This is a genomic window from Streptomyces sp. NPDC059828 (assembly GCF_042731955.1).
Lineage (GTDB): Bacteria > Actinomycetota > Actinomycetes > Streptomycetales > Streptomycetaceae > Streptomyces.
In genome coordinates, this window is sequence record NZ_JBHWIW010000019.1 from 33,201 (window position 1) to 50,565 (window position 17,365).

Below are 17,365 nucleotides of genomic sequence, written 5' to 3' on the forward strand. Positions count from 1 at the left end.
CGTGGCGCAAGCTCGCCCGGACGGGACCTACGGCTCCCGGTGGATCTTGGTGTTCGACGCCTGGGCGCGGGGACGGACGATCAGCAGGTCGATGTTGACGTGGGAGGGCCGGCTGACGGCCCAGCCGATGGTGTCGGCCACATCCTCGGCGGTGAGGGGCGCGGCCACTCCCGCGTAGACCTTCGCGGCCTTGTCGGTGTCGCCCCCGAAGCGGGTCGTGGCGAATTCCTCGGTCTTCACCAGCCCGGGGGCGATCTCGATGACGCGGACCGGAGTGCCGACGATCTCCAGGCGGAGCGTCTCGGCGAGTACATGGGCGCCGTGCTTGGCGGCGACGTAACCGCCGCCTCCCTCGTAGGTGCCATGGCCGGCGGTGGAGGACAGCACGACGACGGTGCCGTCGCCGCTGGCGGTGAGGGCCGGGAGCAGGGCCTGGGTGACATGGAGCGTGCCCAGCACGTTCGTGTCGTACATCCGCCGCCAGTCAGCGGGGTCGCCGGTCGCCACCGGATCGGCGCCGAGTGCTCCGCCCGCGTTGTTCACCAGCACCTTGACCGGGTGGCCCGCGCCGTCGAGGGACGCGGCGAACGCGTCGACGGCGGTGCGGTCGGTGACGTCCAGGGCGTAGGGCGTGGCCTGGTGGCCGGCCTCGGTGAGCTCTGCGGCGAGGGCCTCGATCCGGTCCTTGCGCCGGGCGGTGAGGTACACGTGATACCCCTCAGCGGCCAGCGCTCGCGCGGTGGCGGCGCCGATGCCGCTGCTCGCTCCGGTGACGACGGCGATGGGCGCGGCGGTCATGACGGCTCCTCGGGCAGGTGATCGAACCAGTGGCCAAAGGTCAGGATAGGCGGACCACGGGAACCGCGGCCCGTGCTGGATCACCTCGGTCGCCGGGGACGCGCCGGATTGCTGGATGATCAGCTTGAAGCAGGACTGATCGGTATCTTTCGGTCATGCAGGTCATGCAGGTCGTGCGGGTGGTACGCAGGAGCCTGGTCGTGGCATCCGTCGCGGTGGCGGCGGTGATCCCGGCCGGGAGCGTCAGCGCGGGTGCGGTGGACGGAGCACCGACGCCGCTGGTGGAGGCGGCGGACACCGAGGCGGCTCTGGAGGCCGATACGGCGCACCACGGGCATGCCGTGCTGTGGGACGGCCTGCTCGACATCTGGCTGGAGAGCGAGAACCACGGCCCGGACGCGGTGTCCGACGCGACCGTGGAGCTGACCTTCTCGGCGCCGCCGCAGCCCGACGCGTCGCTGCCGGACGACTGCCTGCGAGGTGGCCACCGGACGATCCTCTGCCGTGCGGGGGAGCTGAGAGCCGCCAGTACGGGACAGGGACGTGCGCTGCGGCTGCGGTTCGCGGGGAAACCGGCGGAGGTCGTCATCGTCGTGGCCACGGCGTGGAACGGCGGGGCGGCGGACCGCAACCACCCGAACGACCGGCACACCGTGCTGGTGCCGGCGACCGGCGACGCCTACGCCTTCTGAGGCCGCCTTCGGGCCCGAGCACACACGGTCCGTCGCGACCCCCTGCGCCGACGGCTACGCGACCGGGTCGCCGAACTCCCGCAGGGCACTCTCGACGATCGCCTCCAGCCGTGAGTGGTGCGCCCCGCGCCAGTACACGCGCTCGCAGGTCCTGCACTGGGCGAAGACGTCGTACGAGCGCTGCGTGCCCTGTTCGAGCTGGTGCTCGACGGTCTCCTTGTCGGTGTCCGCGAGCTCGCCGTTGCAGGCCGTGCAGCGGGTCCACGGCGCGAGAGCGGGCGCGAAGCGTTGCAGGACGTCCCGGAGCTGGTCATCGGGGCGGTCGCTGTAGACGTACGCACCGGCCCACAGCTCCCTCCGGCGCAGCAGCCCGCGGTCCCGGGACAGCAGCACGCGCTGCTCCCGTGCCGACAGCGCGGCCAGCGCAGGATCACCGAGGTCCTCGCTCTCGTAGGCCGCGTCGACACCGAGCAGCCGCAGTCGCCGTGCGAGCGTGCCGAGATGCACATCGAGCAGGAAGCGCAGCGGCGCCCCGGGGACGCGCTGAGGTCGCTCGACGCCGAGCACCTCGACGCGCTCGCCGGTGGCCGGGATGTGCGAGACCTGGACCTGGGCGCCGTCCACGAGCAGTCGCCCGGCCTCGGTGAGCGGCACACCGAGTGACTCGACGACATGGCCCAGCGTGGAGGAGCCGTCCGTGGCGAGCGTGGTCCGCCCGTCACGGCGCTCCGCCGCGACGAACAGCCGCAGCTCGGGGGCGAAGCTGATGTGGATCTCCGGTCCGTTCACGCCGTCAGGATGCCACTGGACGCGCGGGCCGTTCCACGGCTTTCCGAGCGCATGAGCGACGCCCACGCGGCCTTACGCGGCCTCCATGAGGTCGAGGCGCCAGTTGTTACCGCGCATGGGCCGCCCCGGCGGGTACTCGAAGGAGCACTCGCCCAGCAGCTCGAAGCCGGCCTTCCGGCACACGCCGTTCGACGGACCGTTCTCCACCGAGGGGAACGCGTGCAGATAGCGGTGACGCGCGCCAGCCCTGGCGTGCCCGGCGACCGCGAGGGTCGCCGCCGTGGCTATGCCCCGCCCCTGGAAGCCCGGCAGGACGGTCCAGCCCGTCTCGTAGACGTCCGCTCCGTCCCAGTGCGACTCCCAGAAGCCGATCACGCCGACGGCCTCGCCGGTCTCGGCCAGCACCACCCGGAACATGTGTCCGGCACCGCTCCCGTCCGCGCTCAGGGCCAGATAGCGCCGATGCCGGTCGGCCAGCTTCTCGTCCGATTCCGGGCCGCCGAGATGGGCCGTCGACTCCGGTGCGTTCGCCGCCTGGAGCAGGGCGAAGTCCCCGTCCGACCAGAGCTCGAGGCGTACCACGGCTGTTTCGCTCACCATGTCACGACCGTACGCCCCGGGTCCGACATCCGGCGGGGCGTCGAACGGGCCCTCACGTCGGTGGCTGCGCCGCGTGTGCCGAGTACGCCGTCGGCGGCACCCCGACCGTGGCCGTGAAGTCCCGTACGAGATGGGCCTGGTCGCTGTAGCCGAGCTCGGCCGCCAGCGCGGCCCAGTCCGGCTCGGCACCGGCTCCGCCGCCCTCCGCTTCGGCGCGTTCGAGCGCTTCGTGGATGCGGTAGCGCAGGATGACCCACTTCGGTCCGACGCCGACATAGGCGGCGAAGAGCCGCTGGAGGGTGCGCGGTGACACCCCTTCCGCGGCGGCGAGCTGGGAGACCCGCCGGACCCTGCGGTCGGTGCGGGCCAGCTTGACCAGCGCCATCGCGCGCTCGGCCCCCGGCTCCGGCACCGGCCCGTGCGCCAGCAGGAACGTGTCCAGCGCCGCGACCCGCTCGTCCTCGTCGTCGGGGCCGACGACGGCCAGGGCGGCGGCGTGCGCGGACCAGGACACGGCGTGAGCGGGTCCGGACACGGCGGGCTCCCGCCCCGGGGCCTCAGGCGCCGTGAACACCTCGTCCACCGGCACCCGGCGCCCCGTCCAGTCCGAGACCGGCCGCCCCGGCGCGAACGGCCGGAAGCCCCCGGGCCGGAACTGCACTCCGCACACCCGCCCGCACCCCGCCAGCTTCTTGGTGAAGAGCTCAAGGCCGACCCCCGCGACCTCGCCCCACGGCTCCTCGTCCCCATAGCGCTGGAACACGACGTTCACCGACGGATGCGGCACCACATGGGAGGCGTAGGGCTCGGCGAGGTCCCAGTCGATGAGCCAGTAGTGCTCCAGATAGGGCCGCAGGGGAGCGGCGGGCTCGCGGCGCCGGAACCGCACCCGCGCGAAGAGTTCCGGGGCGTCCAGGATGCCCCGGGTGTCGCGCCGCGGGCCGGCAGCGGCGCCTGCCTGTGCTTCCGGGCCTGCTTGTGCTTCCGGTCCCGTCTGCGGTCCCGGACCGGTCCGTGCTCCCTGGCCAGGATGCGCTCTCGCACCCGGCCGGTCCCGTGGCTCGCTGCTGCGCCCCATGGCCGGATCCTATGTCGCGTTTGTTCAAGACGCGGGGCGTGCGCGGCTGCCAGCGTCAAGGTCATGAAGCCCGTGAAAACCATCAGTGACCTGCTTGCCGCCACCACCGCCCGCGCCATGCCCGTGGTGCGGGGAGTGGAGGCCGACGACCTCGCCGCCCCGACCCCCTGCGCCGACTACGACGTGCGCGACCTGGTGAACCACCTGCTCCATGTGATCGTCAACTTCCAGGCGCTGGCCGCCAAGCAGGACTCCGACTTCTCCGCCACCCCCGACCGGGTCTCCGCCGCAGGTGAGGACACCGGCTGGAAGGAGCTGTTCACCCGGGAGTCCGACCGCCTGGTGGCGGCCTGGGCGGCGCCCGGGGCGGAGGAGGGCTCCACGGGCACGCTGGGACTTCCTGCCAGGACCGTCGGGCACATGGTGCTCGGTGATCTGACCGTGCACATCTGGGATCTGGCGCGGGCGACCGGCCAGGCGTACGAGCCCGATCCGGATGTGGTCGCCGAACTCGGGCCGGCGCTCGACGACATGGCGCCGATGGCACGGAAGTGGGAGGCGTTCGGAGAACCGGCCGATGTGCCGGACGACGCGCCCCCGTTCGAGCGGCTGCTCGCGACTACGGGGCGTGACCCGCGGTGGAGCCCCGCCCGCTGACGACGTCCTCGGAGGCGGCACGGGAGCTTGCCGCCTCCGCCTGCGAGCCCGCGTACAGCGGCGCGAGCCGTGTGTACGCGTCGGTCACGATCTCCTCGGCGTCGACGAGCATCTCCCGCTCCGCCAGCCGTGCGGCGGCATGCGTGTACGGCGAGGGCGGCGCCGGATGCCGGCGCCGCCACCAGCTGTCGCACACCGCGTAGATTCCGCTGGCGCACACCGTCAGCGGAATGCACAGGACCAGCAGCAGATCGCTCATGCCGGACCTCCTCGTGTCTTTGCGCTCTTGCCTTCGCGCGCTTGCGCGTGCCCTACATCCGGGCCATCGGCAGAGATGGCGCCTGGCTCAAATAGGTTCACCGCCCAAAAACATGTCCGGATGGTGCGATCAGCGGTCGGGCGTCAGTCCGCAGCGCCGCGGCGACCCCCTCCGCGACCTCCGTCGTGGACAAGGCGCCGCCTGTCAGCGAGGGTGGCTGGGGAAAGACCCCCAGTCCGCGTGGAGCCAACCTTGTCGATGATGCGCAACCTCCGGCGAGCCGTACGCCGTGCGTACCGAAAGACCGTCGACCTCAGCCACCCGGCCCGCTCGCCGCTCGGCAGCTCCGTCGTCAACTGCGTGGGGTACTCGGACGGGGTACGGCAGGCCGGCAGCTGCCCTGCCGAGGAGGCTCTGCGCCGTGTACGCAAGGAGAACAGCGCCGCACCCGGCAGCAACAGCTTCGTCTGGATCGGGCTCCACGAGCCCACACACGACGAATTCGCCTCGATCGCCGAGCTGTTCGGCCTGCACCCGCTCACCGTCGAGGACGCCGTCAACCCGCACCGCCGCGCCAAGGTCGTCCCGTACGACGACACGCTGCTCGCCGTGTTCAAGACCGTCTCGTACGCGGAGCACGACCAGTTGACCGCCACCAGCCAGGTCGTGGAGACGGGCGAGATCACGGTGATCACCGGACGGGATTTCGTCATCACCATCCGCTACGGACGCCATGGCTCCCTGGGCCCGCTGCGCGAGGCCCTGGAGACCATGCCCGACCAAGTGGCCAAGGGCCCCTCGTCCGTACTGCACGCGGTGGCCGACTTCGTCGTGGACGAGTACGTCGTCGTCGCCGACGCCGTGCAGGACGACATAGAAGCGGTCGAGCTGGCCGTCTTCGCCGAACACGCGGGCCGCGGCGAGACCGGCCGCGGCGAGGCGGGGCGCATCTACCAGCTCAAGCGCGAACTGCTGGAGTTCAAGCGGGCGATGAGCCCCCTGAACCGCCCGCTGGAAAGCCTCGCCACCCAGCCGGCCTCGATCATCGCCCCGGAGATCCGCCCCTACTTCCGCGACGTGGCCGATCACCTGGCCCGCGCCGTCGAGCAGATCAACGGCTTCGACTCGCTGCTCGACTCGATCCTCCAGGCGCACCTGGCGCAGATGACCGTCGCCCAGAACGAGGACATGCGCAAGATCACCGCATGGGCGGCGATCGTGGCGGTGCCGACGATGGTCTGCGGGATCTACGGGATGAACTTCGACCACATGCCCGAGCTGCGCTGGACCTACAGCTACCCGGTCGTCCTCGGCGTCATCGCCGTCGCCTGCTTCGTGATCTACCGCGGCTTCCGCCGCAACGGCTGGCTCTGACCTTGCGTCGCAGTGCCGGACTCAGCCCGGCGTGGTCAGGGCCACACCAGGCAGTACGGCTGATGCCCGGCCTCATGCAGACGATGGCTGAAATCCTGCCATTCGTGCAGCAGCTGGTACACGTTGAACGCGTCCCGCGGACCCCCGCGATCCGGGACCGTCGACCAGATGAAGGCGGCAGCGCCCACGGTCTCCTCGCCGATGTCGCGCAGGGGGTCGACGACCGTCATGGGGAGCTTGACCACCGCGTAATCGGGGTGCAGGACCACCAGCTCGAGGGGCGGCACCTTGTTCAGGGGCATTCCCTGGATACCCGTGAGTACCATCGCGGCTATCGTCTCGGGCTTGATCTTGCTGAACATCCCGCCCATGCCGAGCTCATCGCCGCCGAGCTCCTCCGGGCGCATGGAAATGGGCACACGGGCGGCCGTGGCGCCGTCGGGGGCGCCGAAATATCTGTATGTCACCCCCATGCCTCGGCCACTCCTGCTCTGTACGGGCTCGCGCGTGCTCTCGACGGGCTCGGGTGCCCCGTGCCGCCGGTGCTTCCCCCGCCGGGCAGGCTCGGGACCCAGGTCGTCGGTTCCCTCGCCCAGTCCGCCACCGCGATGCATATCTCCACCCGACTGCTTTTTATGACGCACAGCGCAGGCCGCGCAACCCGATCATCGTGACAGTGACCTCCCCCACGGACGTGTGGTGAAACACCTGTCCGCAAGAACGCCGGGGGCCTCTGACACCATGGATTCCGTGAGCTTTCCCTATGACGCCCCAGTTTCGCAGACGCTTTTCGACCGCGCGTCCCTCGTGACGCCCGGCGGCGTGAACTCTCCGGTCCGCGCCTTCCGAGCCGTGGGCGGTACGCCCCGGTTCATGGTGTCCGGTACCGGTCCTTATCTGACCGACGCGGACGGTCGTGAATATGTCGATCTTGTCTGCTCCTGGGGGCCGATGATCCTCGGCCATGCCCACCCGGAGGTCATCGCCGCAGTTCAGGCGGCTGTGGCCCGTGGTACCTCGTTCGGTACACCGGGGGAGGGCGAGGTCGCCCTCGCCGAGGAGATCGTGGCCCGGGTCGCACCGGTCGAGCAGGTGCGGCTCGTCTCGTCCGGTACCGAGGCGACGATGTCGGCGATCCGCCTCGCCCGCGGTTTCACCGGGCGCGCCAAGGTGGTCAAGTTCGGCGGGTGCTACCACGGCCATGTGGACGCGCTGCTGGCCGCGGCGGGTTCCGGGGTCGCCACCTTCGCGCTGCCGGACACCCCCGGCGCGCAGGCCGGGGACACCATCGTGCTCCCGTACAACGATCTGGAATCGGTTCGCGCGGCCTTCGCCGCGCACCCGGGCGAGATCGCCTGCGTGATCACCGAGGCGTCGCCGGGCAACATGGGCGTGGTCCCGCCGCTGCCCGGCTTCAACCAGGGGCTGAAGGACCTGTCCGCCGAGAACGGCGCCCTGTACATCTCCGACGAGGTCATGACCGGCTTCCGCACCTCGAAGGCCGGATGGTACGGCGTCGACGGGGTCGTGCCGGACCTGATGACCTTCGGCAAGGTCATGGGCGGCGGCTTCCCGGCCGCCGCGTTCGGCGGCCGTGCCGATGTGATGGGCCATCTCGCCCCGGCCGGGCCGGTCTACCAGGCGGGCACCCTCTCCGGGAACCCGGTCGCCACCGCCGCCGGCCTCGCCCAGCTGCGGCTCCTCGACGACGCGGCGTACGAGAAGGTCGACACGGCCTCCCGGCGGATCCAGGCCCTCGTCACCGAGGCGCTCACCAAGGAGGGCGTGGCGCACCGGCTCCAGACCGCGAGCAACATGTTCTCGGTCTTCTTCACCGCGCACGAGGTGCGTGATTACGACGATGCCCGGAAGCAGGAAGCGTTCCGCTTCAACGCCTTCTTCCATTCGATGCTGTCGCAGGGCGTGTACCTCCCGCCGTCCGCCTTCGAGTCCTGGTTCGTTTCGGCCGCCCATGACGACGCCGCGATCGAGCGGATCGCCGCGGCGCTCCCGGCCGCCGCCCGCGCCGCCGCGGAGGCCGCCGCATGAGCAGCATGGACATCCATACGGATATGACCGTGGTTCATCTCATGCGCCACGGAGAAGTCCACAACCCGGACGGTGTGCTCTACGGCCGCAAGCCGGGCTACCACCTCTCCGAACTGGGCCGGCAGATGGCCGACCGGGTGGCCGAGCACCTGGCGGACCGGGACATCACCCATGTGGTCGCCTCCCCGCTGGAGCGGGCGCAGGAGACCGCGGCGCCGGTCGCCAAGTCGCACGGTCTGACCCTGGACACCGACGAGCGGCTGATCGAGGCCGCGAACGTCTTCGAGGGCAAGACCTTCGGCGTCGGCGACGGCGCGCTGCGCAAGCCGGGCAACTGGAAGCACCTCACCAATCCGTTCCGGCCGTCCTGGGGCGAGCCCTACCTGGAGCAGGTGGACCGGATGATGGCGGCGCTGGAGTCGGCCCGCGACGCAGCCCGCGGCCATGAGGCGGTCCTCGTCAGCCATCAGCTGCCGATCTGGACGGTGCGCAGCCATGTGGAGCGCCGCCGCCTCTGGCACGACCCGCGCCGCAGGCAGTGCACGCTCGCCTCGCTCACCAGTTTCACCTTCCACGGCGACGCGATCGTTTCCGTGGGCTACTCCGAGCCTGCCCGTGATCTCGTACCGGCCCATCTGCTCGCCGGTGCCAAACCCGTGAAGGGAAAGTCAAAAGCCTTTGGTGCGTAGCGATCCGGTCACCTGACGCATTCGCGCGGGGGTCCAGGGAACCCTCCGGGGCGGCACGTCATCTAACCCTTTTGTACGGGGGTTGCACGGCACCGCACACGGGACGGGGACAGCATGCGCGAGATCAGCCGAAGGGGCCTGCTCGGGGCCGGGCTCGGGACCGCGGCGGCGATGGGGATCGCCGGCTGCGGACTGGGCTCCGGGTCCGGTGACGGGAACGACGGGAAGGGCGGCGCGGGACAGCCCGGGGGAGCAGGGGGTGACGGCACGTCATCCCCGTCCCCCGACAAGTCCGCCCGCCCTATAGGCGACGGCTCGACCGCCGACACCGGGAAGCAGCCGAACCAGCCCGACAAGCCCGTACCGCTCCAGCCGGGCCAGACCCCGCCGCAGTTCGTGGTGTTCTCCTGGGACGGTGCGGGTGAGGTCGGTAACGGCCTGTTCCCACGTTTCCTGAAGCTCGCGCAGGACCACGACGCGGCGATGACCTTCTTCCTCTCGGGGATCTATCTGCTGCCCGAGTCGAAGAAAACCCTCTACAGGCCGCCGAACAACCCGGTCGGCGCGTCCGATATCGGCTATCTCAGCGACGACCACGTCAAGGAGACCCTGAAGTACGTCCGACAGGCCTGGCTCGACGGGCACGAGATAGGCACGCACTTCAACGGGCACTTCTGCGGCGGCTCCGGCTCGGTCGGGAACTGGACGCCCGCGCAGTGGCAGAACGAGATCGACCAGGCCGTGTCCTTCGTCACCGAATGGAGGACGAACAGCGGCTGGAAGGACATCGACCCCCTGCCCTTCGACTACCGCAAGGAACTCGTCGGCGCTCGCACCCCCTGCCTCCTCGGCCAGGACAATCTGCTGCCCACCGCGAAGAAACTCGGTTGGCGATACGACGCCAGCTCGCCCGGCGGGCGTCAGCAGTGGCCGGAGAAGCGGGGCGGGGTCTGGGACCTGCCGCTCCAGGCAGTGCCCTTCCCAGGGCACACCTTCGAGGTGCTCTCGATGGACTACAACATCCTCGCCAACCAGTCGCAGAATTCCACCAAGGGGAATCCGGAACGCTATCCGGGCTGGCGCAAGCAGGCCACCGAGGCCTACGTCAACGGATTCAAGCGCGCCTACGAGTCGAATCGCGCGCCGTTCTTCATCGGAAACCACTTCGAACAGTGGAACGGCGGCATCTACATGGACGCCGTCGAAGAGGCGCTCAAGGCGATGGCGGGAAAGAAGGACGTGCGTCTGGTGTCGTTCCGGCAGTTCTGCGACTGGCTGGACGTCCAGGACCCGAAGATCCTCACCAGGCTGCGGAGCCTGGAAGTCGGCCAAGCCCCGGCAGGGGGCTGGAAGACCTTCCTGAAAGCCACCGCGTAAGAGCCTGCGGGAGTGTGCTTAAGCGCCCTTGACAAGGGGCGTTGCGGGCACCGAGGGGGGCGCGGAAGATCCCCTGAACGCCCATGCGAAACTTTTCACATGAGCCTTGTCCGCGCCCCTCGACGCACCCTTCTCGCCGCCGGAGCAGGCGCCCTCGCCGCCGTGCTCACGCTGTCGGCGTGCAGCGGCGACCTGAACGGAAAGTCCGGTGGCGGTGACGACACGAACTTCGTGACCGGCACCGGCGGGATCTCCACCGTCCCGAAGGGCAAGCGGACGGCGGCGCCCGCGCTGACCGGCGAGGACCTCGCCGGAGAGCCGCTCGCCCTGGAGGACTACAAGGGCAAGATCACCGTGATCAACACCTGGGGATCCTGGTGCTCGCCCTGCCGCGGCGAGGCGGAGTACCTGGAGAAGGTCGCCAAGGAGACCAAGGGCCAAGGCGTCGAGTTCGTCGGCATCAACACCCGGGACGACGAGACCGGCCCCGCACGCGCCTTCGAAGAGGAATTCGGGGTCACCTACCCCAGCTTCCACGACCCCGACGGCAGGCTGATCCTGGAATTCCCCAAGGGCACGCTCAGTCCGCAGGCCATTCCGACCACGATCGTCCTCGACAGGGAGGGGAAGATCGCCGCGCGCGCCCTGCGTCCCCTGGACGACGAGATGCTGCGCTCCATGATCGACCCGCTGGTCTCGGAGAAGTAGCGTGAACGAGACGGTCTACAGCGGTGCCCTGCTGCTCGCGCTGCCCATCGCCGTACTGGGAGGGCTGGTCTCCTTCTTCTCCCCCTGCGTGCTGCCGCTCGTTCCCGGCTACCTCTCCTACGTGACCGGAGTCACGGGCGCCGACCTCGGGGAGGCCAGGAAGGGCCGGATGGCCGCCGGCGCGTTGCTGTTCGTGCTCGGCTTCACCGCAGTCTTCGTCTCCGGTGGGGCGCTGTTCGGCTACTTCGGCCACACCCTTCAGTCATACCGTCAGACCCTCACCACCGTCCTCGGTGTGCTGATGATCCTCATGGGGATCTTCTTCATGGGTCTGATGCCCTTCATCACCCAGCGCGAGTTCCGCTTCCACAGGCGTCCCGCGACGGGCCTGGTCGGGGCGCCGCTCCTGGGTGTGCTGTTCGGCGTCGGCTGGGCCCCGTGCATCGGCCCCACCCTCGCCTCGGTGACCGCGCTCGCGGCGGAACAAGGCAGCGCGGGCCGCGGGGCGCTGCTGACGGTCGCGTACTGCCTCGGGCTGGGGCTGCCGTTCATCCTCGCCGCGGTCGCCTTCCGCAAGGCGCTCGGTGCGTTCGCCTGGGTGAAGCGGCACTATGCCTGGGTGATGCGGATCGGCGGCGGGATGATGATCGTGACCGGTCTGCTGCTGCTGACAGGTGCGTGGGACACCCTGGTGCAGGAAATGCAGGGCTGGTCCGAAGGCTTCCAGGTGGGGATCTGATCGATGAGCAAGACCGACACGACCGGCGAGAGCACCACCGGTCCGCAGGTCCCCGAGCAGGGGGCGCCCGACGTGCCCGAGCAGGAGGCTCGCGAGCAGGGGGCGGCCGAGCAGGGTGACCCCGGCGATCTCGGCAAGGCCGCTGAGCAGCTCTCCACAGCCCCCCAGGAACGTGCCGTGCCCGGCTCCTTCGGCGGCCCGCGCACGCCGGGCGCCGCCGGTGCCATCGCCTGGACCTGCCGCGAGACCTTCGGGTGGGTGCGCTGGTTCTGGCGGCAGCTCACCTCGATGAGGATCGCGCTGATCCTGCTCTTCCTGCTCTCGCTCGGCGCCATCCCCGGCTCCCTCATCCCGCAGAGCAACGCGAACGAGCTGAAGGTCCGCACCTGGAAGGAAGCCCACGAGTTCTGGGCGCCGGTCTTCGACAGGCTCCAGCTCTTCGACGTGTACAGCTCGGTGTGGTTCTCCGCGATCTACATCCTGCTGTTCGTGTCGCTCATCGGCTGCATCGTGCCGCGCACCTGGCAGTTCGTCGGTCAGCTCCGCAGCCGCCCGCCGGGTGCCCCCAAGCGGCTCACCCGGCTCCCGGCCCACACGACCTGGCGCACCGACGCCGACCCGGAGGCGGTCCGCGAGGCCGCGCTCACGCTGCTGAAGAAGCGCCGCTTCCGCGCCCACATCGCGGGTGACGCGGTCGCCGCGGAGAAGGGCTATCTGCGCGAGGTCGGCAACCTCATCTTCCATGTGTCGCTGATCGTCATGCTGGTGGCCTTCGCCGTCGGACAGCTGTTCAAGTCCGAGGGCGGCAAACTGATCACCGAGGGCAGGGGCTTCTCCAACACCCTCACCCAGTACGACGACTTCCGGTCCGGCACGCTGTTCGACGTGGACGAGCTGGTCCCGTTCAGCTTCACCCTGGACCGGTTCACGGGCACGTACGAGCCCAAGGGGCCGCAGCGGGGCACGCCGCGCACCTTCGAGGCGGCCGTGACCTACACCGAGGGTGTCGGTGACGAGGAGCGCAAGCGCATCATCCGGGTCAACGAGCCCCTGGAGATCGACGGCGCCAAGGTCTATCTGCTGTCCCACGGCTACGCCCCCGTGGTGACCGTCCGGGACGGCAAGGGCAAGCAGGTGTACCGGGGCGCCGTACCCCTGCTGCCGGTCGACAGCAATGTCACGTCCACCGGCGTCATCAAGGTGCGGGACGGCTACCGGGACGCCAAGGGCAAGAAGGAGCAGCTGGGGTTCCCGGCGTTCTTCGTGCCGACGTACGCGGGCAAGGGCAAGGGCCAGATGTTCTCCCAGTTCCCGGCGCTGGTGTTCCCGGCGCTGAACCTGGGCGCGTACCACGGTGATCTGGGCGGCAACGGCGGAGCGCCGCAGAACGTGTACCAGCTGGACACCAACCGCATGACGCCCTTCAAGAACGCCCAGGGCGATGTGTTCAAGCAGACGCTGCTGCCCGGCGAGACGATGAAGCTGCCGAACGGAGCCGGCTCGATCACCTTCGAGAAGGAGATCAAGGAGTGGGCCAGCTTCCAGATCTCCCAGCAGCCCGGCAACGGCCTCGCCCTCGCGGGCGCCGTCGCCGCGATCGCCGGACTCGTCGGCTCGCTGTTCATCCAGCGGCGCCGGGTGTGGGTGCGTGCCGTGCGGGACGACTCCGGCACGGGGCTGACCGTCATCGAGATGGCGGGACTCGGCCGCACCGAGTCGGCGAAGCTGCCGGAGGAGCTGGCGGAGCTCGCCGCGTTGCTACACACTCAGGCGCCGACCGCAGCCGGGCCCGCCGAACCCGGGCCCGCTGCGACCGACGCCGGGCCTCCGCCTGCCGAGGCCGACGCCGAGCCCGAGGCCGAACCCCAAGCCGAAGCCGAAGCCAAGCCTGCCGAAGGGGCTGACAAGTGACGCTTGCCGCCGCGACCAACGAGAGCCTCGCGGAGTTCAGCAACGGGCTGATCTACTCCTCGATGGCCGTCTACACACTGGCCTTCCTCGCGCACATCGCCGAGTGGGTCTTCGGCAGCCGCAGCAAGGTCGGCCGTACCGCCGCCGCGCTGACCGCCCCCCGGGCGGCAGCCGCCGCACCCGCGGTCCACGTCGCCCAGCAGGGCGGCGGCACCACCGTCCTGGAGCGCCCCAAGGTCGTCACCCGTACGACGGCCGGACAGCGCGACGTCCCGGACGGCCCCGGCGCCGCCGGCGGCACCGTCCAGGGCGACCTCTACGGACGGATCGCGGTCTCGCTGACGGTCCTCGCCTTCCTGGTCGAAGCGGTCGGTGTGACCACCCGCGCGCTGTCGGTGCAGCGGGCCCCCTGGGGCAACATGTACGAGTTCTCCACCACCTTCTCCACGGTGGCGGTGGCCGCGTACCTCGGCTTCCTGCTCGCGAGGAAGAACGTCCGCTGGATCGGGCTTCCGCTGGTGACCACGGTCCTGCTCGACCTCGGCATCGCCGTCACCTGGCTCTACACCGAGAGCGACCAGCTCGTCCCGGCGCTCCACTCGTACTGGCTGTGGATCCACGTCTCGACCGCGATCTTCTGCGGCGCGGTCTTCTACCTGGGCTTCGTCGCGACGCTGCTCTACCTCTTCCGCGACACCTACGAGAACAAGCTGGCGACCGGCGGCAACCCGGGCTCCTTCGCCCGCTCGGTGCTGGAGCGGCTGCCGTCGGCGGCGAGCCTGGACAAGTTCGCGTACCGCGTGAACGCGGCGGTCTTCCCGCTGTGGACCTTCACGATCATCGCCGGGGCGATCTGGGCCGGCGACGCCTGGGGCCGCTACTGGGGCTGGGACGCCAAGGAGGTCTGGTCGTTCATCACCTGGGTGGCGTACGCGGCGTATCTGCACGCCCGTGCCACCGCCGGCTGGAAGGGCCGCAAGGCCGCGTACGTCGCGCTGATCGCCTTCGCCTGCTTCCTCTTCAACTACTACGGCGTCAACCTGTTCGTGAACAGCCTCCACGGCTACGCGGGCGTCTGACGACCCCCCGGGGCCGGGTGCGCGGCGCTCGGATCCCGTCGATCCCGGCGGTCCTGTCGGGTCCGGCGGTCGGCCGGGTGGGCGACACGCGGTAGCGGCCACGGGCCGCGCGGGCGACGCTGGTGCCATGAGCGAACCGATCCCTCATGGCACCAGCGACACCCGCGAAGGCGACGACGGCACCACGACACACATCCTGCACTTCGTGCTGCGGCTGCCCCACCCCGTCGTACGGGTCTGGGCGGCCGTGGCGACCCCGGAGGGCCTGCCGCAGTGGCTGGCGGCCGCCGATCCGCTGGAGACGCACCTGGGTGGCGGGGTGACGCTCCGCTGGCTGAACGCCCCCGAGGGCGCGAAGGGTACGGTCGCCACGGGACGCGTGACCGCCTGGGACATGGAGTCCGTCGCCGAGTACACCGTCGAACCGCACGGCCGGATCCGCTTCCACATGGAACCGGCGCCCGCGGACTCCCTGGCGACCGTGCTGCGCTTCACCAACGAGTTCACCGGGCCCGACGAGCAGCGCCTCGACAACCTGGCCGGCTGGCACCAGCACTTCGAGTACCTCGAGCGGGCGCTCGACGGCCATCCCGCCGACTGGGGCAGCTGGACCCCGGACCGCTTCGGCGAGCTGCGCGCCGAGTACGTCAGCCGGCCGTGATCGCGTCCAGCTGGGCCCGCAGATAGGCGTGGGAGTCGATGCCACGGACATCCGTGCCCGGGTCGCACTCGTAGAAGTACACGAGCGACATCAGCTCCTCCGCGGGTACGTCGGCGGGCGGAGGCAGCACCCGGTGGCGTCCCGAACACCAGCGGCCGTCCGTCCAGCGGGCCATCAGATCCCCGATGTTGACGGTCAGCGAACCGGGCACCCAGGGGGCGTCCTGCCACCCGCCCCCGTCCGTGAACACCTGGAGCCCGCCCTTGCCGGCCTGCCGGTCGAGCACGGTGACCGTGCCGAAGTCGGTGTGCGGACCGATTCGGAACTGGCCCGCTTCCGGCTCCCCGACGGTGTCCCGGCCCGGATACCAGTTGATGTTGAAGCCATAGGTCGGATGGCCGGTGTGCCGGGTGAAGAAGTCCCCGGGACCGCCGAGCGCGGCACCGAGCAGTCCGAGCAGCCGGTCCGACAGCTCCCGCATCTGCCGCAGATACGCCTCCACGGCCGGCCTGAGCGCGGGTACCTCGCGCGGCCAGGTGTTGGGCAGGAACCACTCGGCGTCCACCGCGGGCACCCCGGTCGGCTCGTCCGCCGCGAAGGACAGCGATTCCTTGAGGTCGGGCGGCGTCTCCGTGCCCTCGGCATAGGCGTTGGCCTCCGCACCAGGACCGAGCCAGCCGCGAGCGCCGACCTTCACCGCGTACGGCTCCTTCGCCGCCGGCGGCAGCCGGAAGAAGCCGCGCGCCAGCTCCCGGATCCGACCGGCCAGCGCCGCGTCCACACCGTGGTGGGTGACGAGCAGGAAGCCCGCGGTGCGCAGGGCGGCGTCGACGGCGGCGGCGGTCCTGGCGCGGGCCGCCGGGTCCCCGGAGAGCCATGGCTCCAGGTCGATGACCGGGATCACTTCATCGGTGCGGTCAGCTGTCATGCGTCATCGCCGATGTCCTCGCTCCACAGCTCGGGGTGCGTGCCGATGAACTCGCGCATCAGGGCCGTACAGGCCGGATCGTTCAGCACCGTCACCTCTACCCCGTGCGCGGCGAGCCAGCCCTGGGCACCGGGGAAGGTCTCCGCCTCGCCGACCACGACCCGCGAGATCCCGAACTGCCGGACGAGGCCCGCGCAGTACCAGCAGGGGGAGAGCGTGGTGACCATCGTCGTGCCGCGGTACGAGCGCCGCCGCCCCGCCGCGCGGAACGCGGCGGTCTCCGCGTGCAGCGAGGGATCACCGTCCTGGACGCGGCGGTTGCGCCCGCGCCCGAGGAGGTCGCCGTCCGGGCCGTAGAGGGCCGCGCCGATCGGGATGCCGCCTTCGGCGAGCCCCGTACGGGCCTCGCCGAGCGCGGTGGCCAGCCAGTGCCGTGCCTGCTCCGGGTCCATGCCCCCACTGTCCCGTGCGGGGCGCGCCGGGCGCGAGAGCGACGCGGATTCAGGTGGTCAGGTGGTCAGGCGATCCAGCGGTCACTGGGATCCGGCGGTCAGGCCTGGCCACCGCCGGACTCGCCGCCGTCCCGCCTGCGCTCCTGCTCGTGAGCGCTCTCCTCGCCCCGTTCCCGGTCCTGCTCCTCATCATCATCGCGCCCCCGGTCCCGCTCCTGGTCCTGCTCGCGGTCCTTCGCCTCGCGGTTCTCGTCGCCGAGCGACTTCAGGAACTCCGGGTTGTCGTCCGGAGCCACCCAACCACCGCGCTGTGCGGGCCGACGCGCCGACCGGTCCTTGCCCGCGATCAGCCACGAGATCGAACCGACGAGCGGGAAGAGCAGCACGAGGATCGCCCAGAGCGGTTTGGGGATGTACCTGATCTCCTTCTCGTCCGTGGAGATGCAGTCGATGAAGGCGTAGACGCTGAGCGCCAGCGGCACCAAGAACATCAGCACCCGAAGCATTGGCAGCCCCCTGCGTGCG

General features: G+C 70.4%; 20 protein-coding genes. 11 read left to right on the forward strand and 9 right to left on the reverse strand.

Annotated features, from left to right (window positions below):
- Positions 1-27: 27 nt before the first annotated feature.
- Positions 28-798, reverse strand: coding sequence for an SDR family NAD(P)-dependent oxidoreductase (locus tag ACFV6V_RS14130; RefSeq protein WP_385563819.1), 771 nt, complete (start codon positions 796-798; stop codon positions 28-30).
- 155 nt (positions 799-953) lie between these two features.
- Between ACFV6V_RS14130 and ACFV6V_RS14135 the strand changes: the two genes are divergently transcribed.
- A complete protein-coding gene (locus ACFV6V_RS14135) occupies positions 954-1,490 on the forward strand; it encodes a hypothetical protein (RefSeq protein WP_385563821.1) in 537 nt (178 codons plus the stop codon).
- Positions 1,491-1,544: 54 nt separating this feature from the next.
- On the opposite strand, the gene ACFV6V_RS14140 is transcribed toward ACFV6V_RS14135, so the two are convergent.
- The 3 genes from ACFV6V_RS14140 to ACFV6V_RS14150 form a co-directional block, all read right to left on the reverse strand.
- A complete protein-coding gene (locus ACFV6V_RS14140) occupies positions 1,545-2,279 on the reverse strand; it encodes a Mut7-C RNAse domain-containing protein (protein WP_385563824.1) in 735 nt (244 codons plus the stop codon).
- A gap of 72 nt (positions 2,280-2,351) precedes the next feature.
- Positions 2,352-2,879 (reverse strand): GNAT family N-acetyltransferase, encoded by a 528-nt coding sequence (locus tag ACFV6V_RS14145; RefSeq protein WP_385563827.1) that lies wholly within the window; start codon positions 2,877-2,879, stop codon positions 2,352-2,354.
- Between the two features lie 52 nt (positions 2,880-2,931).
- Positions 2,932-3,957, reverse strand: a complete 1,026-nt coding sequence (locus ACFV6V_RS14150; RefSeq protein ID WP_385563830.1) for a DUF6597 domain-containing transcriptional factor — start codon at positions 3,955-3,957, stop codon at positions 2,932-2,934.
- Between the two features lie 63 nt (positions 3,958-4,020).
- On the opposite strand from ACFV6V_RS14150, the gene ACFV6V_RS14155 reads away from it, so the two are divergent.
- Entirely contained in the window at positions 4,021-4,614 is a 594-nt protein-coding gene (locus ACFV6V_RS14155) for a TIGR03086 family metal-binding protein (protein WP_385563832.1), read from the forward strand.
- Here ACFV6V_RS14155 and ACFV6V_RS14160 read toward each other — a convergent pair.
- A complete protein-coding gene (locus ACFV6V_RS14160) occupies positions 4,577-4,873 on the reverse strand; it encodes a hypothetical protein (protein WP_385563835.1) in 297 nt (98 codons plus the stop codon). The genes ACFV6V_RS14155 and ACFV6V_RS14160 overlap by 38 nt on opposite strands.
- Before the next feature lie 258 nt (positions 4,874-5,131).
- On the opposite strand from ACFV6V_RS14160, the gene ACFV6V_RS14165 reads away from it, so the two are divergent.
- A complete protein-coding gene (locus ACFV6V_RS14165) occupies positions 5,132-6,247 on the forward strand; it encodes a magnesium and cobalt transport protein CorA (protein ID WP_385563838.1) in 1,116 nt (371 codons plus the stop codon).
- 35 nt (positions 6,248-6,282) lie between these two features.
- Here the strand turns inward: ACFV6V_RS14165 and ACFV6V_RS14170 are convergent, their stop codons facing one another.
- Positions 6,283-6,861 carry a hypothetical protein gene (locus tag ACFV6V_RS14170; protein WP_361283581.1) on the reverse strand — a complete coding sequence of 193 codons (579 nt, stop codon included), beginning with the start codon at positions 6,859-6,861 and terminating at the stop codon, positions 6,283-6,285.
- Positions 6,862-6,988: 127 nt separating this feature from the next.
- Between ACFV6V_RS14170 and hemL the strand changes: the two genes are divergently transcribed.
- The 8 genes from hemL (at position 6,989) to ACFV6V_RS14210 (ending at position 15,460) form a co-directional block, all read left to right on the forward strand.
- Positions 6,989-8,296 (forward strand): glutamate-1-semialdehyde 2,1-aminomutase, encoded by a 1,308-nt coding sequence (gene hemL / locus ACFV6V_RS14175; RefSeq protein ID WP_385563840.1) that lies wholly within the window; start codon positions 6,989-6,991, stop codon positions 8,294-8,296.
- Complete coding sequence (locus ACFV6V_RS14180; protein WP_385563842.1) at positions 8,293-8,985, forward strand: histidine phosphatase family protein; 693 nt, start codon at positions 8,293-8,295, stop codon at positions 8,983-8,985. The genes hemL and ACFV6V_RS14180 overlap by 4 nt, the downstream gene beginning before the upstream one ends.
- A 114-nt stretch (positions 8,986-9,099) precedes the next feature.
- Positions 9,100-10,362 carry a hypothetical protein gene (locus tag ACFV6V_RS14185; RefSeq protein WP_385563845.1) on the forward strand — a complete coding sequence of 421 codons (1,263 nt, stop codon included), beginning with the start codon at positions 9,100-9,102 and terminating at the stop codon, positions 10,360-10,362.
- A gap of 99 nt (positions 10,363-10,461) precedes the next feature.
- Positions 10,462-11,070: a TlpA family protein disulfide reductase gene (locus ACFV6V_RS14190; protein ID WP_385563848.1), complete on the forward strand. Its 609-nt coding sequence runs from the start codon at positions 10,462-10,464 to the stop codon at positions 11,068-11,070.
- Position 11,071: 1 nt separating this feature from the next.
- Positions 11,072-11,809, forward strand: coding sequence for a cytochrome c biogenesis CcdA family protein (locus tag ACFV6V_RS14195; protein WP_385563851.1), 738 nt, complete (start codon positions 11,072-11,074; stop codon positions 11,807-11,809).
- Positions 11,810-11,812: 3 nt separating this feature from the next.
- Positions 11,813-13,720: a cytochrome c biogenesis protein ResB gene (locus tag ACFV6V_RS14200; protein WP_385563854.1), complete on the forward strand. Its 1,908-nt coding sequence runs from the start codon at positions 11,813-11,815 to the stop codon at positions 13,718-13,720.
- Positions 13,717-14,799: a c-type cytochrome biogenesis protein CcsB gene (ccsB, locus tag ACFV6V_RS14205; RefSeq protein WP_385563857.1), complete on the forward strand. Its 1,083-nt coding sequence runs from the start codon at positions 13,717-13,719 to the stop codon at positions 14,797-14,799. The genes ACFV6V_RS14200 and ccsB overlap by 4 nt, the downstream gene beginning before the upstream one ends.
- Positions 14,800-14,926: 127 nt before the next feature.
- Positions 14,927-15,460, forward strand: a complete 534-nt coding sequence (locus ACFV6V_RS14210) for an SRPBCC domain-containing protein (protein ID WP_385563860.1) — start codon at positions 14,927-14,929, stop codon at positions 15,458-15,460.
- On the opposite strand, the gene ACFV6V_RS14215 is transcribed toward ACFV6V_RS14210, so the two are convergent.
- From ACFV6V_RS14215 to ACFV6V_RS14225, 3 genes are all read right to left on the reverse strand, one after another.
- Complete coding sequence (locus ACFV6V_RS14215; protein WP_385563862.1) at positions 15,447-16,388, reverse strand: isopenicillin N synthase family dioxygenase; 942 nt, start codon at positions 16,386-16,388, stop codon at positions 15,447-15,449. The genes ACFV6V_RS14210 and ACFV6V_RS14215 overlap by 14 nt on opposite strands.
- The gene (locus tag ACFV6V_RS14220) at positions 16,385-16,840 is read right to left on the reverse strand and encodes a nucleoside deaminase (protein WP_385563865.1); all 456 of its coding nucleotides are present in this window, start codon (positions 16,838-16,840) and stop codon (positions 16,385-16,387) included. Before ACFV6V_RS14220 ends, ACFV6V_RS14215 begins: the two co-directional genes overlap by 4 nt.
- A 98-nt stretch (positions 16,841-16,938) precedes the next feature.
- Complete coding sequence (locus tag ACFV6V_RS14225) at positions 16,939-17,346, reverse strand: PLDc N-terminal domain-containing protein (protein WP_385563868.1); 408 nt, start codon at positions 17,344-17,346, stop codon at positions 16,939-16,941.
- Positions 17,347-17,365: the final 19 nt, after the last annotated feature.